Annotated in this window: 25 protein-coding genes; 7 read left to right on the forward strand and 18 right to left on the reverse strand. The window is 42.9% G+C overall.

The window, feature by feature from the left end; translation table 11 throughout:
- Positions 1-124: 124 nt before the first annotated feature.
- The 8 genes from sufB to NOL38_RS01655 form a co-directional block, all read right to left on the reverse strand.
- Positions 125-1,540 (reverse strand): Fe-S cluster assembly protein SufB, encoded by a 1,416-nt coding sequence (sufB, locus tag NOL38_RS01620; protein WP_024387517.1) that lies wholly within the window; start codon positions 1,538-1,540, stop codon positions 125-127.
- Between the two features lie 180 nt (positions 1,541-1,720).
- Positions 1,721-2,161, reverse strand: coding sequence for a Fe-S cluster assembly sulfur transfer protein SufU (sufU, locus tag NOL38_RS01625; protein ID WP_277941176.1), 441 nt, complete (start codon positions 2,159-2,161; stop codon positions 1,721-1,723).
- Positions 2,148-3,371 (reverse strand): cysteine desulfurase, encoded by a 1,224-nt coding sequence (locus tag NOL38_RS01630; protein WP_277941177.1) that lies wholly within the window; start codon positions 3,369-3,371, stop codon positions 2,148-2,150. Before NOL38_RS01630 ends, sufU begins: the two co-directional genes overlap by 14 nt.
- Positions 3,372-3,374: 3 nt before the next feature.
- A complete protein-coding gene (gene sufD, locus NOL38_RS01635; RefSeq protein ID WP_277941178.1) occupies positions 3,375-4,637 on the reverse strand; it encodes a Fe-S cluster assembly protein SufD in 1,263 nt (420 codons plus the stop codon).
- A gap of 16 nt (positions 4,638-4,653) precedes the next feature.
- Entirely contained in the window at positions 4,654-5,427 is a 774-nt protein-coding gene (sufC, locus tag NOL38_RS01640; protein ID WP_002938165.1) for a Fe-S cluster assembly ATPase SufC, read from the reverse strand.
- 549 nt (positions 5,428-5,976) lie between these two features.
- Positions 5,977-7,161, reverse strand: a complete 1,185-nt coding sequence (locus NOL38_RS01645) for a glycosyltransferase family 4 protein (protein ID WP_277941179.1) — start codon at positions 7,159-7,161, stop codon at positions 5,977-5,979.
- Complete coding sequence (mecA, locus tag NOL38_RS01650) at positions 7,158-7,880, reverse strand: adaptor protein MecA (protein ID WP_002938171.1); 723 nt, start codon at positions 7,878-7,880, stop codon at positions 7,158-7,160. Before mecA ends, NOL38_RS01645 begins: the two co-directional genes overlap by 4 nt.
- 127 nt (positions 7,881-8,007) lie before the next feature.
- A complete protein-coding gene (locus NOL38_RS01655; RefSeq protein WP_277697659.1) occupies positions 8,008-8,844 on the reverse strand; it encodes an undecaprenyl-diphosphate phosphatase in 837 nt (278 codons plus the stop codon).
- Between the two features lie 125 nt (positions 8,845-8,969).
- Here NOL38_RS01655 and NOL38_RS01660 point away from each other — a divergent pair, with 125 nt between their 5' ends.
- Together NOL38_RS01660 and NOL38_RS01665 are read left to right on the forward strand one after the other, a co-directional pair.
- Entirely contained in the window at positions 8,970-10,535 is a 1,566-nt protein-coding gene (locus tag NOL38_RS01660; RefSeq protein ID WP_277941180.1) for an ABC transporter substrate-binding protein/permease, read from the forward strand.
- Entirely contained in the window at positions 10,528-11,271 is a 744-nt protein-coding gene (locus tag NOL38_RS01665; RefSeq protein ID WP_024389055.1) for an amino acid ABC transporter ATP-binding protein, read from the forward strand. Before NOL38_RS01660 ends, NOL38_RS01665 begins: the two co-directional genes overlap by 8 nt.
- Before the next feature lie 126 nt (positions 11,272-11,397).
- On the opposite strand, the gene NOL38_RS01670 is transcribed toward NOL38_RS01665, so the two are convergent.
- The 6 genes from NOL38_RS01670 to NOL38_RS01695 all read right to left on the reverse strand — a co-directional run bounded on the left by NOL38_RS01670 (position 11,398) and on the right by NOL38_RS01695 (position 17,486).
- Positions 11,398-11,607, reverse strand: a complete 210-nt coding sequence (locus NOL38_RS01670) for a capsule biosynthesis transcriptional regulator (protein ID WP_277941181.1) — start codon at positions 11,605-11,607, stop codon at positions 11,398-11,400.
- Between the two features lie 85 nt (positions 11,608-11,692).
- Positions 11,693-12,595, reverse strand: a complete 903-nt coding sequence (locus NOL38_RS01675; protein WP_172046330.1) for an SPFH domain-containing protein — start codon at positions 12,593-12,595, stop codon at positions 11,693-11,695.
- 9 nt (positions 12,596-12,604) lie between these two features.
- Positions 12,605-13,855 carry a threonine ammonia-lyase IlvA gene (ilvA, locus tag NOL38_RS01680; RefSeq protein WP_277941182.1) on the reverse strand — a complete coding sequence of 417 codons (1,251 nt, stop codon included), beginning with the start codon at positions 13,853-13,855 and terminating at the stop codon, positions 12,605-12,607.
- Positions 13,856-14,151: 296 nt separating this feature from the next.
- Positions 14,152-15,174, reverse strand: coding sequence for a ketol-acid reductoisomerase (gene ilvC / locus NOL38_RS01685; RefSeq protein ID WP_099778468.1), 1,023 nt, complete (start codon positions 15,172-15,174; stop codon positions 14,152-14,154).
- A 139-nt stretch (positions 15,175-15,313) separates the two neighbouring features.
- Positions 15,314-15,790, reverse strand: coding sequence for an acetolactate synthase small subunit (ilvN, locus tag NOL38_RS01690; RefSeq protein ID WP_277941183.1), 477 nt, complete (start codon positions 15,788-15,790; stop codon positions 15,314-15,316).
- Positions 15,783-17,486 carry an acetolactate synthase large subunit gene (locus tag NOL38_RS01695; protein WP_277941184.1) on the reverse strand — a complete coding sequence of 568 codons (1,704 nt, stop codon included), beginning with the start codon at positions 17,484-17,486 and terminating at the stop codon, positions 15,783-15,785. The genes ilvN and NOL38_RS01695 overlap by 8 nt, the downstream gene beginning before the upstream one ends.
- A gap of 223 nt (positions 17,487-17,709) precedes the next feature.
- Here NOL38_RS01695 and NOL38_RS01700 point away from each other — a divergent pair, with 223 nt between their 5' ends.
- The 5 genes from NOL38_RS01700 to NOL38_RS01720 all read left to right on the forward strand — a co-directional run bounded on the left by NOL38_RS01700 (position 17,710) and on the right by NOL38_RS01720 (position 22,392).
- Entirely contained in the window at positions 17,710-18,762 is a 1,053-nt protein-coding gene (locus NOL38_RS01700) for a bifunctional glycosyltransferase family 2/GtrA family protein (protein WP_277941185.1), read from the forward strand.
- Entirely contained in the window at positions 18,749-19,687 is a 939-nt protein-coding gene (locus tag NOL38_RS01705) for a phosphodiester glycosidase family protein (RefSeq protein WP_277941186.1), read from the forward strand. Before NOL38_RS01700 ends, NOL38_RS01705 begins: the two co-directional genes overlap by 14 nt.
- Positions 19,662-20,081, forward strand: coding sequence for a hypothetical protein (locus NOL38_RS01710; RefSeq protein ID WP_277941187.1), 420 nt, complete (start codon positions 19,662-19,664; stop codon positions 20,079-20,081). The genes NOL38_RS01705 and NOL38_RS01710 overlap by 26 nt, the downstream gene beginning before the upstream one ends.
- A gap of 159 nt (positions 20,082-20,240) precedes the next feature.
- A complete protein-coding gene (gene ilvD / locus NOL38_RS01715; protein WP_277941188.1) occupies positions 20,241-21,956 on the forward strand; it encodes a dihydroxy-acid dehydratase in 1,716 nt (571 codons plus the stop codon).
- Between the two features lie 49 nt (positions 21,957-22,005).
- On the forward strand, positions 22,006-22,392 hold the full coding sequence (locus tag NOL38_RS01720) for a DUF6176 family protein (protein WP_167786692.1): 387 nt from the start codon (positions 22,006-22,008) through the stop codon (positions 22,390-22,392).
- A gap of 382 nt (positions 22,393-22,774) precedes the next feature.
- Here NOL38_RS01720 and NOL38_RS01725 read toward each other — a convergent pair whose 3' ends face one another.
- The 4 genes from NOL38_RS01725 to gtfA form a co-directional block, all read right to left on the reverse strand.
- Positions 22,775-23,116: a metal-sulfur cluster assembly factor gene (locus tag NOL38_RS01725; protein ID WP_167786695.1), complete on the reverse strand. Its 342-nt coding sequence runs from the start codon at positions 23,114-23,116 to the stop codon at positions 22,775-22,777.
- Between the two features lie 128 nt (positions 23,117-23,244).
- Entirely contained in the window at positions 23,245-23,409 is a 165-nt protein-coding gene (locus NOL38_RS01730; protein WP_277941189.1) for a hypothetical protein, read from the reverse strand.
- 12 nt (positions 23,410-23,421) lie between these two features.
- Positions 23,422-24,735: an accessory Sec system glycosylation chaperone GtfB gene (gene gtfB, locus NOL38_RS01735; RefSeq protein WP_203178405.1), complete on the reverse strand. Its 1,314-nt coding sequence runs from the start codon at positions 24,733-24,735 to the stop codon at positions 23,422-23,424.
- Positions 24,736-24,738: 3 nt separating this feature from the next.
- Entirely contained in the window at positions 24,739-26,238 is a 1,500-nt protein-coding gene (gene gtfA, locus NOL38_RS01740; protein WP_024401287.1) for an accessory Sec system glycosyltransferase GtfA, read from the reverse strand.
- Between the last annotated feature and the right edge of the window lie 136 nt (positions 26,239-26,374).

Below are 26,374 nucleotides of genomic sequence, written 5' to 3' on the forward strand. Positions count from 1 at the left end.
CTTCATCTCCTACTTCAGTGGGGGAGTTTGAGTTGGAGAGAGTTTCTGCGAAACTCCTCACTACATATCATTTTCTTACAGAAAATGACGAGCGTGGAAGGCAACAATTCCCCAAATTGTTGCCTTAACCCACGCTCCCCTCCATCTCATAAGCAATCAGTCTGTTGAGTTCGACTGCGTATTCCATTGGGAGTTCTTTGGTGAATGGTTCGACAAAGCCCATGACAATCATCTCTGTGGCTTCGGATTCGGATAGGCCACGGCTCATGAGGTAATAGAGCTGTTCTTCTGAGATTTTTGATACTTTGGCTTCGTGCTCGAGGGCCACTTGTGAGTTGTGGATTTCATTAAATGGAATGGTATCTGATTTGGAAATATCATCCATGATAATGGTATCACATTCAATGTGGCTGATTGACTTGGCTGAGTTTTTAGCAAAAGTGACTTGACCACGGTAGTTAACTTCTCCACCGCCACGGGCAATAGATTTGGATACGATAGAAGATGAAGTCCGTGGTGCATTGTGAATCATCTTAGCTCCGGTATCCTGCACCTGACCCTTGTTAGCAAAGGCAATGGACAGCATAGTTCCACGCGCCCCCTCACCTTCCAAGTAAACCGCAGGGTATTTCATGGTCGTCTTAGCACCCAGGTTACCATCAATCCACTCGACTGTAGCATTTTTTTCGGCACGGGCACGCTTGGTTACCAAGTTATAGACATTGTCTGACCAGTTCTGAATGGTCGTGTAACGCATATAGGCACCTTCGTGGGCAATGATTTCCACAATAGCAGCGTGAAGGCTGGCCGTTGAGTAAGTCGGAGCGGTACAGCCTTCTACATAGTGAACACTTGCTCCTTCATCCACGATGATGAGGGTGCGTTCAAACTGACCTGTCCCCTCATTGTTGATTCGGAAATAGGTTTGGAGTGGAATATCCAATTTAACGCCTTTTGGTACGTAGATGAAGGTCCCACCTGACCAAACCGCTGAGTTGAGGGCAGCTAGTTTATTATCTGACGGCGGAACGAGTTTTCCAAAGTATTTTTTGAAGAGCTCTGGGTGTTCCTTGAGAGCCGTGTCAGTATCTGTAAAGATAATACCGTGCTTATCGTACTCTTCCTTCATGTTGTGGTAGACCACTTCTGATTCGTACTGGGCAGAAGCTCCTGCAAGGTAAGCACGCTCAGCTTCTGGAATACCAATGCGTTCAAAGGTTTCCTTAATTTTGTCTGGTACATCATCCCAGCTGCGCGCTGGCTTATCCGACGGCTTTTGATAGTAAACAATATCATCAAAATCCAGTTCAGATAAGTCGGCTCCCCAAGTTTGCATAGGCATTTTCTTGAAGGTTTGGTAGGATTTCAAACGGAATTCCAACATCCATTCCGGCTCGCCTTTGATACGGGACATTTCACGAATGACTTCTTCGTTCAAACCCTTACCAGTCGAAGCTACCAGTTCCACGTTCTCGTCATGGAAACCGAATTTGTATTCCCCAAGGTCAATCGGGGTTGGTTCAATTCTTTCTTCTGACATAATATAAGATACTAAGCCCCTTAAGAAAGCAAATGAAAAATAGGAAATCGACTTCGTGTGCAAACAGACGAGAAGATTTATCTCTTTTCAAAAGCTTTTAGGGCGAGTTCAATTTCATCTCCAATCAGAAACTGAACAATCCTTTCTGTATGATTTTCATTTTCATTTATTTGTTGATGCTCATTCAGCACTTTCATTTCGTTCGATTGCTTTCTTAATGGCATTCCATGGAAGTGTAGCACACTTGATGCGTTGGGGGAATTTGGCAACCCCTGCGAGGAGGGAGGCGTCCCCCAGTTCCTTCTGGCGTGGGTCTTCTTGGCCTTGGACCATTTGTGAGAAAATTTCTGCTAGTTCTTGAATCTGACTGATTTCTTTGCCAAGTACTGCTTCAGTCATCATAGAAGCCGATGCGGTTGAAATGGTACACCCAACTCCGTCAAAAGCAATATCGGTAATCACATCTTTTTCAATCTTGACTGATAGTTCAATCACATCGCCACAGGTTGGATTGTGGAGTTCTAACTTTTCCACTCCGTCCAAACTTCCGCGGTGACGAGGCGACTTGGAGTGTTCAGACACAACTGCCATGTAAAGAGAGTCTAATCTAGATAGGGCCATTGAAAAACTCCTTTGTCTTGATGATTGCCTCGACCAACTTATCACAGTCAGCCTTGGTATTGTAGATGTAAAAACTTGCTCGTACAGTAGCAGGCACCTGCAAATATCTGAGAAGCGGTTGGGCACAATGGTGGCCAGCCCGCACAGCAACACCTTCATAGTCCAAGGCAGTTGCCACATCGTGTGGATGCAAGTCATCCAAGTTAAAGGCAATAACTCCCGTCCGCTTGGACAGGTCCTGACTGCCATAAATGGTCAAGCCTGGAATAGCCTGCAATTTTGGAAAGACATAGTCAACCAGTTCTGCCTCGTGGGCCTGGATAGCGTCCATACCAATTTCGGTCAGGTAATCAACGGCTGCTCCCAGACCAATCGCACCTGCAATATTGGGCGTTCCAGCTTCAAACTTCCAAGGCAATTCCTTCCAAGTAGCTGACTGCTCATAGACAAAGTCAATCATTTCACCGCCGAATTCAACTGGCGACATGAGATTGAGCAATTCTTCCTTGCCATAGAGAACGCCAATTCCTGTCGGTCCTAACATTTTATGACCTGAAAAGGCATAGAAATCCACGTCTAATTCTTGCACGTTGACGGCTATGTGGGGAACTGATTGGGCTCCGTCCACCACTAAGTAGGCACCGACTTGATGCACCAGCTCTGCTATTTCCCCAATAGGAGCCACGCTGCCTAGGACATTGGATACGTGGGCTAGGGAGACGAACTTGGTCTTAGAAGACAGTAGCGACCGCAGGTGATCCATGTCTAGCTCGCCGTCTTTTAGGGTCACATAGCGGAGCTTGGCACCTGTTTGCTGACAGGCTTGCTGCCAAGGGATGATATTGGAGTGGTGCTCTTGGACCGAGATTATCACTTCCTGGTCTGGCTGGAGAATTTCCTTTGCAAACTGAGCCACCCAGTTGAGACTGGTGGTCGTTCCTCTGGTGAAGAGAATTTCCTTGCTAGACTTGGCCTGGATAAAATCAGCCACCTTCTGCCGAGCCGCTTCATAGCGAGCCGTTGCCCGTTCCGACAGGGTGTGAACGCCACGGTGGACATTGGCATTATCCTTCTGGTAATAATCCGCCAGCACATCTAGCACCTGCTGCGGTTTTTGAGTGGTCGCCGCATTGTCCAAGTAGACCAGCGGCTCATCGTTAACAACTTGGTCTAGGATTGAAAAATCCTTGCGAATGCGTTCCAAATCCATATCTTATCTCTTTGTTAGTTTTTCTTCAATCACGGCAATCAGTTGGTCACGAACTTCCTTGATAGGAATTTCGGTAATGACTGCGCCAAAGAAACCACGAACAACCAAGCGTTCAGCTGTTGCTCGGTCCAGACCACGACTCATAAGGTAGTACATGTCTTCTGGATCCACCTGACCGATTGAGGCTGCGTGTCCAGCTGTGACCTCATTCTCATCGATAAGGAGAATTGGGTTAGCATCGGAGCGAGCCTTATCAGACAACATGAGGACACGGCTTTCCTGCTGGGCATCCGCTCCTTTAGCACCGCGGACAATGTGTCCGATGCCATTGAAGGTCAAGGTTCCACTTTCTAAGATAACCCCATGTTGCAGGATGTGACCTACCGAATTATGACCGTAGTTGGTCACGCGCGTATCCACACCTTGGACCTGACGACCTGATGACAGTCCGACAACTTTGAGGTTGGCATGGCTACCGTTTCCTTTTAATTCGCTGTCCAAATCGGCAACCACATTTCCTTCGTTGAGCAGACCAATCGCCCAGTCAATCGTTGCATCGTTTCCGAGATAGCCGCGACGGTTGAGGTAAGTATCCAAATGCTTGCCAAGGCGGTCAATAGCCGCAAACTTGATTTGGCTACCAGCAAGGGCGATTACTTCCACGACAATATTGGCTGAAGTCGTTGCTGCGCCGTCGCCCAGACTTTCAAAGCGTTCTAGATAATTAAGCTTGGCATTTTTTCCAGCGATGATGAGGACACGTTTATTAAAAGCAACTGGACTAGTGCTGTCTTGGTAGAAAAGGGCCTCAACTGGCTGGTCGATTTCAACATTATCTGGCACGTAGAGGACAGCTGTTGCATTAAAATAGGCTGTGTTGTAGGCTGCTAATTTGTGCTCATCATAGGCTACGGCAGCGCCGAGGTACTTTTCAAGTACATCTGGAATGACGTCCATAGCCGATGCGAAGTCAGTAAAGACTACACCTTTCTCTACAAGGTCAACCGGCAACTGTTCTAGAACCGTTTGGCTACCAACTTGGACCAACATCGGATTGTCACCGATAGCGGTAAAATCTGGAACAGCTCCGATTTCATCATTTGTGGCTAGGCTTCCGTCACCAAGGTTCCAACGATGAAATTTGACCCGCTCAATAACCGGCAAGTCCAGCTCTGCTATTTTGTCAAAAGCCTTAAGGCGCAGGTCTGTCAACCAAGTCGGTTCTGCCTGCAAGGCTGAAAATTCTTGAATCTTTTCTTTGGTCATAGCTTCCTCCAAAGACTTAAATGTCATCTTCTTTGTAGTCAATGCCAAGCTCTGCTGCTACTTGGACATATCCTTCTTTTTCCAAGCGTTGCGCCAATTCTGGTCCGCCTGAAAGTACGACACGACCTTCCATCATGACATGGACAACATCAGGAGTGATGTAGTTGAGCAAGCGTTGGTAGTGAGTAATAATCATGGCACCAAAGCCTTCACCACGCATAGCATTGATCCCCTTTGACACAACTTTAAGGGCATCAATATCCAATCCTGAGTCAATCTCATCAAGAAGGGCAAAAGTTGGTTCCAACATGAGTAATTGCAGAATCTCATTGCGTTTTTTCTCACCACCTGAGAAACCTTCGTTGAGGTAACGCTCTGCCATTTCCTCTTTCATGTTAAGGAGCTCCATCTTTTCATCCAACTTGGTGATGAAATCGCGGACAGAAATCTTGTCTTCGTCTTCCTTACCAGCGTTCATTGCGGCACGAAGAAATTCCGCATTAGTAATCCCTGGAATTTCTGACGGGTATTGCATAGCCAAGAAGAGTCCCATACGGGCACGTTCATCGACTTCTAATTCTAAAATATTGACACCGTCAAACAGAATCTCACCTTGGGTAACTTCATAACTTGGATTGCCCATGATGGCTGCTGAAAGGGTGGATTTCCCTGTTCCGTTCGGTCCCATGATGGCTGCAATTTCACCTGTTTTAAGGGTCAAATTCACGCCTTTTAGGATTTCTTTGCCTTCAATTTCCACATGAAGGTCTTTGATTTCTAATACTGACATGCTGTGCTCCTTTTCATTTTTGTCCTCTTCAAAAACCACATTAACTGACCAAGCTAACTAGATACACCGATAAGACTCAACTTTGGCAGTGGGGAAAGAACTCGACCATTCATAGAAGAGTCCGTCAACAAGTCCTAGTTTTAAGTTGTTGAGCTGGGAGTGGGAAAGAACTCGACCATCCATAGAAGAGTTCGTTTTCCCACCCCCGCACAGTTGATTAGGTCAGATTTGGAGTGTAAAATACGAACAAATCTGCCAATCAACCACTGCGCTGAGATGTTGACACTAACGTTGAGAAGCGGTACGGGGCTTGAACCCAGCCTCACTCCACTGGACTGTTAAACCCAATCAACCACTACTGCTCTGAGATGTTGACGCTAACTTTGAGAAGTGGTGCGGGGCTTGAGCCCAGCCTCTTTTCTTGTTAATGATGATTTTCAGAGAGTGTTAATCTATAAAATAGTCTTTTCTGACAATTTTAATTAACCATATCCACTATATTATATCAAAAAAAGAGCCTGACGGCTCTTATCTTGTTTAGAAAGATTCTTATTTTCTTTTTTTTGAATGGCGACAAATTGCCCGTTTTTCTTTAAAATTAGCTATTGATTCTTGACGGTAACTACTATTTCCAATGAAACGAAGGAGATTGAGCAATGGAGTTCTATTAATACCAAAGATGCCAATCAATTCACAGAGAATCTCAATTCCCAGTCCCATGGTCACCAATAGGAGAACCCCCCCTATTCGACTCGAAACATTGAGCAAAAGAGAGGTCAGGGAGAATAAAAAAGAAATGGCGTAAATCACCAATACTGTGCCACGATGAGTAAGTCCCAGAGAGAGCAAACGATGATGCAGATGCATCTTATCTGCTTCATAGATTTTTTGCCCAGACAATTTTCGACGAATGATGGCTACTACAGTATCCGTAATAGGCACTCCAAGAATAATCATCGGAGTAACCACTGCAACAGCTGTCGAATTTTTCAGCCCTTGAAGGGACAAGACTCCAATCATAAACCCGATGAATAGGGCTCCTGTATCGCCAAGATAAATGATGGCAGGATTATAGTTATAAGGTAAAAAACCAACAATCGCCGCAACCAAAACAAAGATGGTTAAGGTTAAAAAAATATTGCTATCATGCAAAAAGAAATAAGACACAATCCCCATCGTTGTCAGGGAAATAATCGATACTCCCGAAACCAGACCATCCAGACCATCAATCAAGTTGACTGCATTCGTAATAGAAACAATCCAAAGGACCGTTAATAGAAAAGAGAGCCAGACAGGAAATTGAAGGAAAGGTCCTCCAAAAGGAATCTTAAAGCTATCAAAACGAAATTCCGTAAAAATCCAAATGAGCGTCGCTGCAGCTAGAATACCAAACATTTTAGGAGCAGGCTTTAGCTCCTTGACATCATCAATGAATCCCGTAAGAACGATAATGCTGGATGCTAGGACCAGGGGCCAGATATAATGCAAGTAAGTGCCATGGTAATTGACACGGGTAACAATTCCTGGTAAAAACCATAGAACAGAAATGGTAAATGCTACAAATATAGCCAGACCTCCCGCTGAAGGCATGGGCACCTTATTTATCCGCCGTGCATTGGGAGAGTCGACTGCTCCAACCCTCAGGGACATAAAACGAACCAAGGGGGTCGCAATGGCTGATATGACCATGGTTGTAATAATGACCATTATGTATTTTAGAGCAAAAGGAATCATACTGTCGGAACCTTCCTAAGCTCCTCGATTGCTGCAAGCGGAAGCATCAAAGTTCCATGTTCTTGTAAAGCAGGTCTGGTCAACTTAGTATCATTGGTAAATTCCAACATTCGTGAAAGAATGTAGCCTGGATACTGCTTGGAACGATTTTCTACATTGATAAGAACGGTCAAGTAGTAGTGACCATCCATTTTATATAATTCCGATTCTTCCACTGGATAATCAACCGTACCAACAAAAGTAAACAGATCCTCTATCGTTGGAAATTCCAAAATATAGTAAATATAGCGCTCCTGCTCCTCTTCATCTGCTTCTTCCTCTTGCTCTACCTCTTCCAAATGACGAACGGCTGTTGCATCCGGTGCGCTTTTCTCACGAACGGTTTGCTCCAAACTCTTGAAAAACTCATCTGGAGTCATACTTGCGACATCACCAAGTTCCGACAAATCTGTAAATTCATCGAAATTCAAGCTCTGATCCAAATCAGATTTGGTAACAAAGATGTCCACCCGATCTGGCTTCGGAGTCACACGAAAACTCAACATACCGCTTTCTCGGAAAGTCATTGGTAAATCCAATTCATCCAAAACAGTATAGAAGAACTCCTCTGTCTTTTCTTGCGGAATGAGAAAGTCCGAAAGTTCCATTCCTCTCTCTTCCAAATCATCTAATTTTATAGTGATTTTCAAGGTTGAATCACTAATTTGCTTTACTTTCATAACTACCTCATTCATTGATTCATCAATTTCCTAAAATTGATTGATCATTTTCAATACTCATACATATCTTCCACCATTATACTAAAACCAAGCTCGAAAGACAAAAGAAAAGCAGGTCTCCCTGCTCTTAAAATAAAAATGTGATAAAGGCATAAACCAATAAAACCGTCCCTAAAATGATGCGGTAGTAACCAAAGACCGTGAAATCATGTTTTTTAACAAAGTCTGTCAAGAAACGAATAACAACTAAGGATACCAAGTAAGCCGTCACACTAGCGACTAACAAGATCCATACCTGCTCCATATTCAGGCTATTGCCATCTAAGAAATATTTAACAGCCTTCAAGCCACTATAACCAAACATGGTTGGAATCCCAAGGAAGAAGGTAAAATCTGCCGCCACAGATCGGCTGGTCCCCAAAATAATCGCTCCCAGAATGGTCGCACCTGAGCGACTAGTCCCCGGAACAATGCTTAAGACCTGGAAACACCCAATCAACAAGGCAGTTTTATAAGACATTTTCGCTAAGTCCGTCACCTGTGGCTCTACACCACTGTTACGGTTCTCAATCCAAATAAAGGCAATACCGTAGACAATCAAAGCAATCGCAATCGGTACCATAAAATTGAAGTGCGCTTCAAACCAATTATCCAACGGGACTGCAATTAGGATGGACGGAATACAGGCAATGACAACCTTGGCCCACAATTGCCAAGTCAATTGAATATCACGCTTGGTTTTTCCAGGCTGAAATGGATTCAATTTTTTAAAGTAAATAGTCATAACTGCTAGAATTGCTCCTAGCTGAATGACAATATTAAACATTTCTAGGAAGTTCTTACTTTGATTTAATTTCACGAACTCTTGAACCAAAATTAAATGCCCCGTTGAAGAAACTGGCAACCATTCCGTCACCCCTTCAATGATTCCTAAAAATATAGCCTTCAACAATTCCAATAGCATAAAAAGCTCCTTTTCATCAATTCTCTACATTATATCATAAAAAACTCCCTATTCATAGTACAAGGATATTGAAATTTGTCAGAATTTTTAATAAAATGGTGTAATAGCATTTTAAAGGAGACATTATGAAACGTAAACTCAGTATATTTCTGCTGACCCTAATCGCTGTTTTTTCTGTAACAACAGGGGTTCGGGCAGACGAATACCTGCGGGTCGGTATGGAAGCTGCCTATGCACCATTTAACTGGACCCAAGAAGATGATAGCAACGGTGCCGTTCCTATTGAGGGAACCAATCAATTTGCCAACGGATATGATGTTCAGGTTGCAAAAAAAATCGCTGCATCCATGGACAAAGAACTCTTGGTTGTTAAAACCAAGTGGGAAGGCTTGGTCCCTGCTCTTACATCTGGTAAAATCGATATGATTATCGCCGGTATGAGCCCGACAGAAGAGCGCAAGAAAGAAATCGCCTTCTCAGATAGCTACTACACTTCAATTCCTACCCTAGTTGTTCGTTCTGATAGTCAGTACGCAAACGCAACCAGCTTGGCAGATTTTGCTGGCGCAAAAATCACTGCCCAGCAAGGGGTTTACCTCTATGATTTGATTGACCAAATTGAAGGGGCTAACAAACAGACTGCCATGGGAGATTTCTCCCAAATCCGTCAAGCTTTAGAATCTGGCATTATAGACGCCTATGTTTCTGAACGTCCAGAAGGTCGTACAGCAGAAGCTGCAAATAAAGCTTTCAAAATGGTTGAATTGGCAGACAGTTTTGAAACCAATGCCGAAGACGTGACCATTGCTGTCGGTATGCGCAAAGATGACGAGCGTATCGCTCAGGTCAACGAAGTCTTAGCAACTATTTCAGAAGAAGAGCAAATCGCACTTATGGATGATATGATTGAAAACCAGCCCGTTGAAGAAGCCAGCGAGGGCGAAACACCTAGTTTCTTCGCCCAAGTTTGGAATATTGTTATTAACAACTGGCAACAACTTCTGCGCGGAACTGGGATGACATTACTCATTTCCATCCTCGGTACAATTATCGGTACTGCTATCGGTCTCCTCATCGGTGTCTTCCGTACAGCTCCCAAAGCAGCAAACAAGGCACTTGCTATTGGTCAAAAAGTGCTCGGTTGGATTATCAATATCTACATCGAAATTTTCCGTGGTACGCCGATGATTGTACAATCCATGGTTATTTACTATGGTACCGCCCAAGCATTCGGACTCAATCTTGACCGCACACTTGCCGCTATCTTCATTGTATCCATCAACACAGGTGCCTACATGAGTGAGATTGTCCGCGGTGGTATCTTTGCCGTCGATAAGGGCCAATTTGAAGCTGCTACTGCTCTCGGATTTACCCATAATCAGACCATGCGTAAGATTGTCCTTCCACAGGTTATTCGTAACATCTTACCAGCGACTGGTAATGAATTTGTCATCAATATCAAAGATACTTCTGTATTGAACGTTATCTCAGTTGTTGAACTCTATTTCTCAGGAAATACTGTCGCAACCCAAACCTATCAATATTTCCAAACCTTTACGGTTATTGCTATTATCTACTTCATCCTAACCTTTACTGTGACACGTATCTTACGCGCAGTTGAAAAGCATTTTGATACAGATACATACACAACAGGTGCAAACCAAATGCAAGTCGAGGTGCCACATGACTAAAAATGTAATTCTTGAAATCAATAATCTAAAGAAATCATACGGACAAAATCAAGTCCTCAAAGACATCTCTATTAGCGTTGAAAAGGGCGAGGTTATCTCAATCATCGGTTCATCTGGTTCGGGAAAATCAACCTTCCTCCGATCTATCAACCTTTTGGAAACACCAACAGAAGGACAGATTCTATACCACGGACAAGATGTTTTGGCTAAAGGATATGATTTGACGACTTACCGTGAAAAACTAGGTATGGTATTCCAATCCTTCAACCTTTTCAACAATCTAAATGTATTGGAAAATGCCATTGTAGCACAAACTACGGTACTGAAACGAGATCGAGCTGAGGCAGAGAAAATCGCCAAGGAAAACCTCAACAAGGTTGGCATGACCGAACAGTACTGGCAAGCCAAACCAAGTCAACTCTCTGGTGGACAGAAACAACGCGTGGCCATTGCACGCGCCCTATCTGTTGACCCAGAAGTTATCCTCTTTGATGAGCCGACTTCTGCTCTCGATCCAGAGATGGTCGGGGAAGTTCTCAAAACCATGCAAGATTTGGCAAAATCAGGATTGACGATGCTTATCGTAACTCACGAAATGGAATTTGCCCGTGACGTATCTGACCGCGTTATCTTTATGGATAAGGGTGTCATCGCCGAAGAAGGCAGCCCTCAACAAATCTTTGAAAATCCACAGGAAGAACGCACACGTGAATTCCTTCAGCGTTTTCTTGGTTAAACTCAATCTGTTACATAGAAGACTATTACTTACCAGTTTCAAAGCTGGTAAGTTTTTTTAGACTAAAAAAGAGGAATTCGTAGAATTCCCCTCATTTTTGGACATCTCTAAATGAAACCATCTAGATTAGTTTTCAAATTTCTTGTGGTTTTTATCGTAAAAATCAATCAAACCCAAGGCAGTAGCAAATGAAATATTGTCAATCTTAGCGCGACCTTGTGCAAGAGCGATAACTGACATTTCACGAGTATTTGTTTCCTTACTGATACGGTATCCAGTGATTTTCTTTTCACGAACCCAGCCAACAACTGCGGCAACTTTTTCGTAACTAGTCATGAGAAACCCCTTTCCTTTTTATTCGTGCAATTAAGTATAATACAGTTAAACCTATTTTGTCAAGTAAAATGTTCGGTTTTTACTATCATTTTGCCCTAAGAGATGATAGTATTTGCGTCCTTATGTCTTCGACCCCCTCCGGATTCCCCGGAAGGAAGATAGTTTGATTACCTCCTTGTGCAAAATTATTTAATGTATCCAAGTATTGGTTGGTCAATAGGATAGACATAATCTGCTCTTCCGTCATACTGATGTTGGACTCTTTCAATTCACGAATAGAGTCCGCCAAACCATCTACAATGGCCTTCCTTTGTTGTGCAATCCCCACGCCATGTAGTCGGTCTTTTTCAGCCTCTGCTTCAGCAGCAGTAACTATTTTTATCTTATCGGCTTCTGCCAATTCTTGGGCCGCAACCCGTTTCCGCTGAGCTGCGTTAATTTCATTCATAGATTGCTTAACCTCGGCATCTGGCTCTACCTTGGTAATTAAGGTTTTGACAATAACATAACCGTAGGTTGACATTTCTTCTGCTACTTGTTTTTGTACCTCAAGTGCAATCTCATCCTTTTTCTCGAAGAGTTCATCCAGGGTCAATTTAGGCACAGATGAACGTAGGGCATCTTCAATATAGGACTTAATCTGTGCTTCTGGGTGCATGAGCTTGTAATAGGCATCCGTCACATTATTTTCATTTACTCGATATTGAGTTGCCACATTCATTGTGACAAAAACGTTATCCTGCGTCTTGGTTTCTACCACAATTTCACTTTGCAACATTCGCAATTGAATGCGGGCTGCGATGACATCGACTCCAAATGGTATTTTAAAGTTAATACCTGAAGTAGATGTTTTTTGGTATTTCCCAAAGCGCTCAATAATAGCGACCGTCTGCTGCTTGACAACGTATAGCCCTGAAGCAATCAAAATCAAAGCAATCAGTACAAAGAACAAGAAACTACCAATAAAAACAATTGGACCAAGCACCATAATGACCTCCTAAACTAGCATTTTATAAAGCGAATCATTTTCATGAAGATTGATGTACTGGGGATCAAATTCTTCCAAGCGAGAAATAAACTGCGCATAATCTATTTTATCCCCTAGGGCAATACCGATTAGAACCGGCCCTGTTCCCTTATTGGCACGTTTGATATATTCAAAACGAGTAATATCATCATTTGGCCCTAGAATATCATTTACAAATTCACGAAGAGCCCCTGGACGTTGTGGAAAATTAACAACAAAGTAGTGTTTAATTCCCTCGTAGATAAGCGCTCGTTCCTCCATTTCCGGCATCCTGTTGATGTCGTTATTACCACCAGAAATGATACAACAAATGGTTTGCCCCTTGATTTGGTCCTTGACTACCTCAAGAGCTGCAATCGTTGCTGCTCCTGCTGGCTCAGCAACAATACCCAGCTTAGAATAGAGGTCTAAAATAGTCCCGGAAATCCATCCTTCATCCACACCAATCAGGCGATCTACGTATTTCCGAGCCACTTCGTAGGTCGACTTACCAACTTTCTGTACCGCAATACCGTCAGCAAATTTATCAATTTGGTCTAATTTAACCGGACGACCTTTATCAAATGCCGCTTTCATTGACCGTGCCCCACTTGCTTCAACACCAACAATCTTAATTTCAGGTGCATGTTCTTTCAGATAGGCCGAAACGCCTGCAACCAGACCACCTCCTCCTATGGGAACTAAAATTTGGTCAAAACTAATGGTTTGCTCTTCCGCTTCTTCCAAGATTTCATAGGCTACTGTCCCCTGACCAGCCTGCACATTTTCATCATCGAATGGATCTATAAATGTTTTCCCACTTTCCTGAGTATAATCTTGTGCTGCCTTGGCTGACTCATCGAAGGTATCACCTACGAGCCGAATCTCTACGTAGTCTCCTCCGAAAAATTTAACCTGCCCTATTTTTTGTTGCGGAGTTGTAATGGGCATAAAAATCGTAGCAGGAATTTGCATTTCCTGACAGGTGTAGGCCACACCTTGAGCGTGGTTTCCGGCCGAAGCACAGACCACTCCGCGTGACTTCTCATCATCTGTCAATTGTGAAATAGCATAATAGGCTCCTCGAATTTTAAAAGAGCGAACACGCTGTTCATTTTCTCTTTTTAAATAAATAGTTGCACCATATTTTTCCGACAAGTATCGACTATAATCCAAGGGGGTACGTACTACCACGCGCTTAAGAACAGAGTATGCTTGTTCTACATTTTTTGCTGTAATCATAGTTCCATTAATTTCTTTCTATATTTATTGTATCAATATTCCCTAGAAAATCCTAGTATTTAGACTTATATTCAAGCTACTAGCATGTTGTTCAACAGAAAACGAATGTTTAATTTTGTAAAGATCTATTTATGAACAAAATGGGCAAAAGAGCCGGAAAAAACCAGCTCTTTTATTCATTTTCAGAGATAGGGGAAAAAAGGGAATGCCATCCCCTCATCCGCCAACTCAAACCTTAAATGTATTGCCATCACTCAAAGTAAAGCTGACCATCCCCCTATCCACCATAATAGTGTTTAATTATAGATTTTGAATGCGTCGTCATCATTGCGTCCGACAAATGGCATTGCTTTGCGGAGTTCTGCTCCGACTTTTTCAATTTCGAGTCCTTCTGCTTCTTTGCGGTAGGCTTCCATGCGTGGACGGCCTGCTTTATAGTCATTTACAAAGTCATTTGCAAATTTACCAGATTGAATATCTGCAAGGACTGCCTTCATATTTTCTTTAACTTGGTCTGTAATCACGCGTGGGCCTGATACATAGTCACCAAATTCAGCAGTGTTTGAGATAGATTGGCGCATTTTCTTAAAGCCGCCTTCGTAGACAAGGTCAACGATAAGTTTCATCTCGTGGAGAACTTCGAAATAAGCCAATTCTGGTGCATAACCTGCTTCTGTCAAGACTTCAAAACCTGCCTGCATAAGGGCTGTCAAACCACCGCAGAGAACAGCTTGCTCACCAAACAAATCTTCTTCTGTCTCTTCTTTGAAAGTTGTTTCCAAAAGACCAACACGGGCTGAACCAACACCTTTTGCCCAGTCCATCGCAATATGTTTTGCATTGCCAGTTGCATCTTGGTAGACCGCATAGAGGGCTGGTACTCCAAAACCTTCTTCAAAGGTACGGCGGACCAAGTGACCTGGACCTTTTGGTGCACACATGAAGACATCCACATCTGCTGGTACCTTGATAAATTCAAAGTGAACGTTGAAACCATGGGCAAAACCAAGGGCATTGCCCGCTTCCAAGTTTGGAGCGATTTCGTCATTGTAAAGGTCTGCTTGGATTTCGTCTGGAGCCAAGATCATGATGACATCTGCTTGTTTTGCTGCTTCTGCTACTTCAAAAGTTTCAAAACCGTCTTCTTTTGCCTTGTCAAATGACTTACCTGCACGCACACCGATGATGACATCGTGCCCTGTATCACGCAAGTTTTGAGCATGGGCATGACCTTGTGAACCATAACCGATAACGGCGATACGTTTACCGTCAAGTGCTGCTACTGTTACATCTTTTTCATACTGCATTGTTACTGTCATAATTTTTCTCTTTTCTATTTTTATTTGTAGTTTTGGATGTTCAAAGAAAATGAAGGCTAGACTAGGCGATGTAGGCGAAGATAGAACTAACCTTCATCAAGCCAAGTCAACGCAGGATAGGTTTTAGTATCGAAAAGGATTAGTCTCTACTAAAGCCAGTCGCACCCGTTCTTGCGATATTCTTGATGCCATAAGGCTGAATCACACGCAGGAGGGCGTCAATCTTATCTCCATCACCTGTCATTTGAATGGTAATGGAGTGCGGTGCCACATCAACAACATTTGCTCTAAAGGGTTGGATAATCGCTAAAATTTCTGCTCGTTTTGTTGGCGGAGCTGAAATTTTAACAAGAATCACTTCCCGTTCCAAGTGAGGAATATCCGTCAAATCGCGGACACGGACCACATCAATCAAACGGTTGAGTTGCTTGATAATCTGTTCCACTTCGTCCATGGTTGCTACATCGACAATCACTGTAACTCGGGAAATGCCATCTACTTCTGTCGGACCAACAGATATGGACTCAATATTGATTTGCCGGCGAGATAGGACACCTGTAAAGCGATTTAGGACGCCTGATGAATTTCGTAATTTTGCTGTTAACATTCTACGCATTGAACTTCACCCCCAACATCTCTGCATTGCTCTTACCAGCTGGCACCATCGGTTGAACGTGTTCTGCTTTGGAAATATGCACTTCAATCAACATAGGCTTGTCTTCCAAAATAACTTTCATATCTTCAGCCAGGGTCGCTGGATTGTCAAAACTGTAGTGAGCAATACCATAGGCTTCCGCTAATAGTTGGAAATTCGGCTCTGCATCAAAGACAGACTGGCTACGGCGTTTATCATAGAAGGATTCCTGCCACTGACGGACCATACCAAGCGAATGGTTGTTAATGAGGACTACTTTGATAGGAACTCCATAGCCATTGAGAATGGCTAATTCTTGGTTGGTCATCTGGAAACCACCGTCCCCGACAAAAAGAACGACTTCACGATCAGGGTTGGCTAATTTTGCTCCAATAGCTGCAGGAATACCAAAGCCCATGGTTCCCATGCCACCTGATGTCACCAACTGGCGTGCGTGTTTATAAGGATAGAACTGGGCAGTCCACATCTGATGTTGCCCTACGTCAGTAACCACAATAGCATCCCCGTTGGTTAGTTGACCAATTAACTCAATAGCCTGTTGTGGTTTGATAAATTCAGAATCTTCCTCATACCAGAATGGCGCTCTGCGTTTATTTTCTAAAACCTGAGCAGTCCAGTCAGCGTAATCTGTTTCCACAGGTTCCAGCTTGAGAAGAGCTTGGAGAGTTGCCTTAGCATCTCCTACGACTGGTATAGCTGTTTTCTTAACCTTACCAATTTCAGCTGGGTCGATATCAATATGGGCAACGGTTGCGTTCGGTGCATAGGTGAGAGGATTACCTGTCAATCGGTCGTCAAAACGAGCGCCGATATTGATAATGTAATCCGCATCATTCATGGCCATATTGGCAGCATAGGAACCATGCATACCACCCATACCTAGTGCTAATTCATGCTCAATCGGCATAGCACCTAAACCTAGCAAGGTAGAAACAACTGGAATCCTATAACGTTCCGCAAAGGCAATCAGCTCTTGATTGGCATCTGCGTAATTGACACCTCCACCAGCAAGAATAACAGGTTGCTTAGCCTGACTAAGCTGTTTCAATACTTTCTTGACCTGTAAACCATTTGGCTCAACTGTCGGTTGGTAACTTGGGAGTTGAACAGTTGGATCGTGATAAAAATCAACTACTCTCTCTTGAATATCTTTTGGAACATCAATGACAACCGGACCTGGACGACCAGTTGTTGCAATATGAAGCGCCTCTGTAATCACACGAGGAATATCTGCGGTATCTCGAATCTGATAATTATATTTAGTAATCGGCATAGTCATACCCAAGACATCGGCCTCTTGAAAGGCATCCTTACCGATTCCCCGTGTAGCTACTTGACCTGTAAAGACCAACAAGGGTACGCTATCTCCCATAGCATCCGCAATGCCTGTGATGGCATTTGTTGCTCCTGGACCAGAGGTCACAATGGCTACACCCACCTTTCCTGATGATTTAGCGTAACCTTCTGCCTCGTGAACTGCTCCTTGCTCATGACGAGCCAAGATATGTTGAATACCTTCATATTGGTAAATTGCATCATATAGTGGTAAGACTGCTCCACCTGGATAACCAAATACTAAGTCAACTCCTAATTGATGCAAGGTATCCAAAATTAGATAAGACCCCGAACGTGGTTGGTCTAGTTGAATTTCTTGCACGAATACTCCTCCTCTCTGCAAATGTTACCTACTATAATATCACAAGGAGATAGAATGTCAAGGAATTTTCTGAAAATTCCTACTTTTGTTCGTTTTCTTAACTATTTCCTAACATTTTCTTAACCAAAACTTAAGCAAATCCCTTGACCGGCTTGGTTTCAGCTTGCTTTTAGAAAACTTCAGTATAGTAGTCCCAACAAGAAAAATAAATGAGGTTTAGGATATGTATTATGTAGTGATACCGGCTTACCAGCCAGATGAAAAATTAATTCAACTATTAGAAATAATGAAAAACAGGCTAAATTGTCAGGTCATCGTTGTGGATGATGGTAGTACTGGCGCATCCAAAAATATTCTTGAAATCGCCAAAACCTATGCAATTGTTCTACACCATGATGTCAACAAAGGAAAAGGCCAAGCCTTGCGAACAGCCTTTAGTTTCATCCAAGATTTGAGAAAACCAGGTGTTATCGTAACTGCTGACGCAGATGGTCAACACGCTGTGAATGATATTGACCGTATTGCACGCGCCGCCATGAACCTACCCAGTCGCCTCATCCTTGGCGTCCGTCAATTTACCAAAGACATTCCCTTTCGGAGTCGTTTTGGTAACAAACTAACTAGAGTCTTGTTCAGACTACAAACCGGTGTCAATGTATCCGATACACAAACTGGCTTACGTGGTTTCCACACCGACATGATTCCATTTATGTTGGACATTGAGGGGGACCGCTACGAATATGAAATGAATATGCTGACCCAAGCAAGTCAAACCTATAAAATCACGGAAGTTCCAATTCAAACTATTTATATCGATGATAATGCCAGTTCACATTTTCGTCCCATAAAAGATGGACTGCTCATTTACAAGAATCTCTTCAAATTTGCCCTGGCATCTTTTGGTGGATTTCTAGTTGACTACGGAGTATATGCACTTGCCTTATTGCTACTCACTAACTTACCAACTGCTCTACGCTTATTGGTCGCAAACACGATTGCTCGCATTTGTAGTGCTATCTGTAATTTTGCACTTAATAAGAAATTAGTCTTTAACAATGAAGAGAGCATCGCACGAACAGGTGCTGGCTACTTTACTCTAGCTCTCATTCTCTTCCTAGCAGATACAGCTCTTCTTTATCTTTTCCATCAAATTCTTGGACTTAACCTCTACCTTGTCAAACTTGTGGTCGGTATCTTCCTTTTCCTAGCCTCTTGGTTTGTTCAAAAGAATATTATTTTTAAAGAAAGGAAATCATTTTCCCATGAAATTGCTTAAAAAACCCTTTGCCTACGCATCCATCTTCGGAATGCTTTTGACAGGAGGCTTTACTTACTCCATGTTAAAAACCTTCGTCATTTCTGAAGCGATAACAACTGTCTCAGCAAGCAATGCTACTTCTACAAGCGAGCAGAATACGACCACAGCTTCGTCTTCCACTACTGCCACAACAGCAACGAATGTCTCTACAACGGATACTAGTTACACTGATGACAATATCCAAATCAACTTAGAGACCATTACTACCAACAACACAACTGTTTACGTCGCAGATATCCAGGTCAGCTCACCCGAGTATTTAAAAACAGCACTCGCACAAAACACTTACGGTACAAACGTAACAGCTAAAACCTCAGAGACAGCGGCAGCAAACAATGCTATCTTAGCTGTTAACGGTGACTATTACGGTGCCAATTCAACTGGCTATGTGATTAAGAACGGCGTCCTCTACCGTGACACTGTTCGTGACAATGCAGCTTATGGCGACTTGGCCATCTACGCAGACGGCTCATTTGAAGTCATCTATGAAAATGAAATCACTGCTCAAGAATTGATTGACAAGGGTGTCGTCAACCTCTTAGCATTCGGTCCATCATTGGTCGAAAACGGCGAAATTGTCGTCGATACTTCAACAGAAGTTGGTCGTGCAATGTCATCCAATCCACGCTCTGCAATCGGTATTATTGATGAAAACCATTATATCATCGTCGTGGCCGATGGGCGAACATCTGAAAGTCAAGGACTTTCTCTCTATCAAATGGCCGAGGTTATGAAGCAGTATGGTGCCCAAACAGCCTATAACCTTGACGGTGGCGGTTCGTCAACCCTCTACTTCAACGGCCAAGTCATCAACAATCCAACAACAAACGGAAATACTATCTCAGAAAGGGCGGTGAGTGACATTGTCTACATCGGTTACTAATTCAACTACAAGAGTTTCAAGAACGTTTATCTCCTACTTAGCAATAACAGCTTTCCTGTTTATTTTCAGTCGAATCTATGAAAGTCTCAGCTATGGCGAAGTCTCTGTCTTTATGCATTATATGTTCTGTGTACCATTAATAGGCGGAACTGTGCTACTCGGTCTGCTGCAACTTATACCTACCCTTTCACGTCTCTCTTATAATTTGTGGAATTCTGGCGTTGCAACTATTACAGCTGGTTGTCTTCTCCGAGGCATTATCAACCTATCTGGACGTTCAACCACCTTGGACCAACCCTATTGGTTTATCGGTGCAGGATTCTTAATTCTTGCCTTAATTAGCCTCTTCTTTACCGGAAACAAGAAAGCACAACTCCGAGCAACTGCTCAGTAACAAGAACAAACTAGAACAGCCTTTAGAACGTCCAAGGCTGTTTTGTCTTTTTTTGAAATATTCAGAAATTTCACATCATTTAACAAATCCTTTTTCATTTCCCTCAGAACTATGGTATAATAAATAAAATAATTTTCTAAAAGGATAGGGAGAAGAGTAATGACCGAAAAAGATACACTAAAAAACCTCCGTCATCGTAGTTCTGTCTACGATTCGATGGTCAAATCACCTAACCGTGCCATGTTAAGAGCAACAGGAATGACCGACGATAGCTTTGAAAAGCCTATTGTTGGGGTTATTTCGACGTGGGCTGAAAACACACCCTGTAACATCCACCTTCATGACTTTGGAAAATTAGCCAAAGAAGGTGTCAAGGAAGCAGGTGCCTGGCCTGTCCAATACGGTACCATCACCGTTGCAGACGGGATTGCCATGGGAACTCCTGGTATGCGCTTCTCCTTGACTTCACGTGATATCATTGCAGATTCTATTGAGGCAGCCATGGGAGGGCACAACGTGGATGCCTTTGTCGCAATCGGTGGCTGTGATAAAAACATGCCTGGCTCCATGATTGCCATCGCCAATATGGATATCCCTGCTGTTTTTGCCTACGGCGGAACCATTGCGCCAGGTAATCTCAATGGTAAAGACATCGACTTGGTATCCGTTTTTGAAGGAATCGGAAAATGGAACAACGGTGACTTGACCGCTGAAGAGGTTCGTCAAATCGAGTGTAACGCTTGCCCTGGACCTGGTGGTTGCGGTGGTATGTATACTGCCAATACCATGGCAACGGCCATTGAGGTCATGGGCATGTCTATTCCTGGCTCTTCTTCTCACCCTGCTGAATCACCAGAGAAAAAAGCAGATATTGAAGAAGCAGGTCGGGCCGTTGTCCGCATGTTAGAACTAGGTATCAAACCATCTGACATTATGACTCGTGAAGCCTTTGAAGATGCCATTACAGTCACCATGGCACTCGGTGGCTCCACCAACGCTACTCTACACTTGCTAGCCATTGCTCACGCTGCCAACGTTGACTTGACCTTGGAAGATTTCAATGATTTCCAAGAACGAGTACCTCACCTAGCTGACCTCAAACCATCTGGAAAATATGTCTTCCAAGACCTCTATAATGTCGGCGGTGTCCCTGCGGTTATGAAATACTTGCTCAAAAACGGTTTCCTTCATGGCGACCGCATCACATGTACAGGTAAAACCGTTGCTGAAAACCTTGAAGCTTTTGCAGACTTGACTCCAGGTCAAGATGTCATCATGCCGCTTGAAAATCCAAAACGCGCAGATGGCCCACTCATCATCCTCAAAGGTAACCTTGCTCCTGAAGGTGCCGTTGCCAAGGTTTCTGGTGTGAAAGTCCGCAACCATACAGGTCCAGCCAAGGTCTTTGATTCTGAAGAAAAAGCTATCGAAGCAGTCTTGACTGATGAAATCGTAGATGGCGATGTAGTCGTTGTCCGCTATGTTGGACCAAAAGGCGGTCCTGGTATGCCTGAAATGCTGTCCCTTTCTTCTATGATTGTCGGAAAAGGCCAAGGTGACAAGGTAGCCCTTCTAACAGACGGTCGTTTCTCTGGTGGTACCTATGGACTGGTTGTTGGACACATCGCACCTGAAGCTCAGGATGGTGGACCAATTGCCTACCTCCGTACAGGTGATTTGGTGACGGTTGACCAAGATACCAAAGAAATCACCATGCACGTTTCTGACCAAGAAATCGAAGAACGCAAGAAAACCACTGTCATTCCACCACTCTACTCTCGTGGTGTTCTCGGTAAATACGCCCACACCGTATCCTCTGCCTCTAAAGGAGCCGTTACCGACTTCTGGAGACCAGAACGTACGGGGAAAAAATAAGGAACTCAACGACCCTGTCCTCGCGGCAGGGTTTTCCAAAAGGAGAAAAATGAAACTAAACGTCGAACTCTCCCGCTTTCGAGTCAAAGAAGGGAAAACTGCCAAAGTGGATGAATGGATGGCCTTTCTCAACGAGCACATGGAAGACACCCTTCTCACTCTTGAAGGAGAGAAAATGTATATCGAAACCATCTTCCGTGAGGTATTGGACGGACGAGAATACCTCTACTGGTACTCTGTCCAAGCTGAAGGAGGGATTGAAGTCGAAGATTCAGAATCCTATATCGACAAAAAACATTTAGAATACTGGGAAGAATGCATCGACCCGAGCTACAGCATGGTAGACTTGGCTCCGCAAGTTATCATGATTCCAAAGCCTGTTTATGAAACCATGGAAGAATTAGACAGACAATACGATGAAACATTTAAAAAGTGAGGCTGGACAGAAAGTCCAGCCTCACTTTTCAGAGTTCGTGTCAACATCTCAGCGCAGTGGTTGATTGGCTTTAACAGTCCATTGGACTGTTAAAGGTTGGAGATAAGATTTGCAAAGCAAATCTCAGCAATTCGTGTTTTACACTCCAAATCCGACCATTACGACTGTTGCGAACAGAGTTCGCTTTATCTCCAACCTCAAACTGTCTGGGAGACAGTTTTGTAGCGAACTCTATTCGCCCTATCTCCAGCCCCCGAACCTTTGGAGCTATGCGGGGGTGGGAGTGAAATAGTCCAGTGGACTATTTTAGCCCGAACCAACATATTTGGAAGCGAGGGGAACTCTTTTGATCGTCGAGTTCTTTCCAGCTCCCATTTTCTTTTTATTTCGGACTGATGCCAAGCGTAATGCGTCCGAGACGGCTGATACGGGTCATCTTCCAAGCAGGAGACCAGACAATCTCTACCTGTGCATCGCTTATACCATCAATCGTTTTCAAAGCTGCAACCAATTCACCAGGCATAGTATCCGCACAAGAACAACCTGAATCTGTAAAGGTCATGATAACCTTACAAAAACCAGCTTCATCTAAATGAATCTCATAAATCAAACCCAAATTGTAGATGTCTAGTTCAATTTCAGGATCGTAAATGGATTCTAAAACCTCTATCAACTGTTCTGATACAGTTAAGGCTCGTTCATTAATCTGAATATCTTCTCTCATTAGCTTTCTCATCTTTCTAATTTGTATCATTTTCTCATATTTTTTATCAATTTTCAAGAAAAATTTGCAAATTCTGAATATTCAAAAAAGAGGTTTGAACGAAACCTCTTTTTAATGATTAGCCTTCTCTAGAATCGACGTAATAGAGAATAGAGAATGGCTAGTGTAACTAAGAAAATGATGGTTTTATAGAAAAGACCTCGTCTTTTCTTATCCGATTTTGGTTCAACGTAACGAGCTTCTTGAATTTGTTGAGTGATTTCATCTTCTAATAGTTGATTTTTTTTTGTCATCAAAAGCCTCCCCTAGCCTAAGATAGCTACATAGTTTTCTACAAATTCATTACTTGTATGAGTGCGCTGTTCAACGACCTTGTCAGTCAGTCGCCCAGCATTCGCATTCAGTAGTTCTACTAATTTGTGTGGTTCTGCCTGCGGTACAATATGATCTTTAATAATTAACGAAGCATTATGAACAGTATTTTCAAAAGCAAAAATCACCATGTTTTGCTCAAAGGCTTTCCGAACCACTTCCATTACTTGACTTCCATGATTGATGTCCAAATAGATGTCACAGGTATCATATAATCGTTCAAGCGCCCTTTGTGAAATATTTGGGTAAAGTTGAACATTGTCCCTGGTATCAAAAGCCATCAAACGCTGTGACATTTCAGTCAAGGCAGCAATATGGAATTTGAAATTCGGCAGAGAAGTCGTCAAATAGTCCAGTTGCTCAATCTGATCCGAGTTTGTAAAAATGAAAATGTCTTGCCGGTTCTGATTCTCACGTCTTTGAGGGTAGATATAGCCAAGATACACTAACTTTTCAGCCTGTTCTGCAGGCAGAAGCGTCCGCATCTTGTCAAAAGTGGCCTTATCCTGAACCACGACGGTCTGGGTGCGTTGAGTAGCACTAGCCAGTAAAATTTTCATATTACCAGGAATGTCATCTCCTATCGTTTCCTGCCAGAAAAGAATATCCTGTCCTGGTTGTGGCATATTGTAAGATAGGAAAAAAGGAGTCGACAGGGAATTATACCAAATTTGCGAAGTGTCCCAGCCCATCTCTTTAAAGTAGTGTTTTAAAAATGCTACACGATTTTCAAAAAAATGAGTCTTTCCTTGCCAATTTAGGATAACATCGCCAGTCATAAAGTTTTCTACAATGACTTCCAAGCCTTCGCGAGTAAAATAACTACGCGTTGTTGCCTTTTGTTCTGCAGTAAAATAGGTCCGAGCATAGAGCCAGCCATATTGATTGTAATGGTCTGTAAAACGAACTTTTTCATTCTTATCCATCCAATCAACATTCTTCACATGTCGCAAATGCTTGGGCTCTGCATAGAAAATTTTCGCACGTTTTTCGCTATATTCCCAGATTTCTCCCTCACCGTTAGTCCCTGTAATTTCCCAGAATGATGGCACCTTTATCTGATTAAAATAAAGAGGTTTTCCGTGACCGGCTTCCATCTGGCAATAGTATGAATAAACGGATGTCACACCTTCTGGCAAAAAACCATCATCGTTGATGGCAACAGTAGAGCCTGTAAGCCCTGCTTGCTTCAAGGAGTAGTACAAATCTTGACTAGCTGTATGAAAATAATCAAATAATAAAATCATCGCTTACACCTCCTCGATAAATGTTTGCCAAGCTTCTTCTAGACGACTGGTTAGAAATTCTTCTGCCCGCTTGTAAGAAGCCTGATGCCAGGCATCCAATTGGTTAGATTGATACAGTTGAATCAAACGCTTCGCAAATTCTTGTGCATAGATAATGGCATCATCTGGGTCCTGTCTCGGAATAAGAGAACCATTTTTTTCATTTTCAACAAAGGTTTGGTTCCCGTACGGAACATCCAGACCAATAATCGGCAAACCTGAGCCGATAGCTTCCATCAGAGTCAAACCGAAGCCTTCACTAGTTGAGGCTGTCAGATATACTTGATACTGCTGATAAATATCAGTCAAATCATGGTGTCCCTTGAGATGAATATAACTTTGCGCTTGATGTTGCTCAATCATGCTTGCCAACTTCGATTGCTGACCACCAGCACCATAAATATCAAATGTTAGGTCAGGTAGTTGCTTCTGCGCTAAGACGACACCCTCAACTAACCAATCAATATGTTTTTCTGCAGCTAAACGTGAACAGGTAAGAAGCGAGAATGGCCGTCTTCCTTCGGCTGAATGACGCAATTTATCTAAACTACCGACTGGCAAGACAAAAATAGCTGGATCTAAATTTGTATATTTTTTAAATTGAGCAGACAGCGTATCTTTCTGCGCCTGGGTGGATGTGATGAAGGCGTCAATTTTATCAGCATTGGTAAACTGATATTCATAATAATTATTCCAGAGAATGGTATCCTCCGTCATTGAATTAATATTGTAGTGTTCTGCATGAATCACCACAGCAACCTTTGCAGCTCCCTTATGACGAAGAATAGCTTGACCTGTTCCCGTCGCTCGATCCACAAGAATAATATCTTGACTGGTCAACTGCAAACAATCCAACATATAGCCAATCAATTCTTCTTTTGAAAATAAAATCGTATCCTTGAAACGGAATAGAGACTTTTCACCATCACAGTTTTCTTCATAGGCTACACTGCCATCTTCATTGAAGAATGTCCGTTGATACAACTTAGGCTGATTGTCTACAGGTGCATAGTATTCAGAGAACATTTTTGTATAACTAAAATAGTCTTTACGAATAAGTTTCCCTTTGGATAGGTATTCGACACGTTGCACATAGTCTGGGTGATCTTTTCTCAAAAAACCAATGGCTACAATGCCCTTTTCCTTATCTTCATAGCGGATAGAGTCATTGTTTTGTGAGATTTTAACCATACCAGATGATAAACTCGATTCAAACTGACCAATGGTATAGGTTGTCGATCTGGTTTTCACATCAGTAAAAAATCCATACAGCCACACTACTTCCTCATCTTGAAAACCAATATTAGCTGTATAATGTGCAAGGTTTTCACCTTGGAACATATCCGTAAAAATAAATTTACTGTCTTGCTGAATATTTCTTAGTATGCTCGCACGATAGGCTTGAGCATACTCAACGCCACTACTGGCCCAACCGATACCTCGGTTGATATTGTAAATTGTCATTCACTTTCCTCACTTCACCTTATACAAAGTGGTTCTGTTGCAAAGTTTTAAATAAAGAATAAAATCCCTTACGGTATCTATGATTTAAGCTGGGATTCCCAATAATACCTTGATTTCAGTACAGACCGAAAACCCG

The sequence above is a fragment of the Streptococcus suis genome (assembly GCF_029616525.1).
Lineage (GTDB): Bacteria > Bacillota > Bacilli > Lactobacillales > Streptococcaceae > Streptococcus > Streptococcus suis_AF.